This window comes from Neisseria sp. P0013.S005, from assembly GCF_051958425.1.
In the GTDB taxonomy this organism is placed as follows: Bacteria; Pseudomonadota; Gammaproteobacteria; order Burkholderiales; family Neisseriaceae; genus Neisseria; species Neisseria subflava.
The window spans coordinates 1-426 of the sequence record NZ_JBQCVL010000045.1; the positions used below are offsets into that span (position 1 = coordinate 1).

Sequence of the window (426 nt, forward strand, 5' to 3'; positions counted from 1 at the left end):
AAGAGTTGTGCTATATGCGCGCAAAGGTTGCCTACCTAAAGGAGTTAAAAGCCCTCAGCCAAAAGCAGACCGAAAAGGACAAAGCCAAACCGTCCAAACACTGAGGGCGCAACACCCGCTCAAATACCTGCTGCACATCACAAACCTGCCCAAAAGCAGCTTTTACTACCACCACCAAGACCGACCCGACCCCGACGAAGCCGACAAAGCCCTCCTCGTCGAAACCTACCGGCGGCATAAAGGACGCTACGGACAAAGGCGCATTGCCGCAGCATTGGGTTGGAACCACAAAAAAGTGGCAAGACTGATGAAGCAGCTAGGACTGAAAGCTCTTATACGGGCGAAAAAAGCCTACCGCCATCCCGCCATGGGCGAAATATCGGAACACCTCCTCAAACGCCTATTCACAGCCGAAAAGCCCAACGA

At 53.1% G+C, this 426-nt stretch carries 1 protein-coding gene; it reads left to right on the forward strand.

The genetic code is table 11. The features are described 5' to 3' along the window. A partial coding sequence (locus ACTHTA_RS11425) for an IS3 family transposase (RefSeq protein ID WP_440364717.1) occupies positions 1-426 on the forward strand: 426 nt, incomplete at both ends.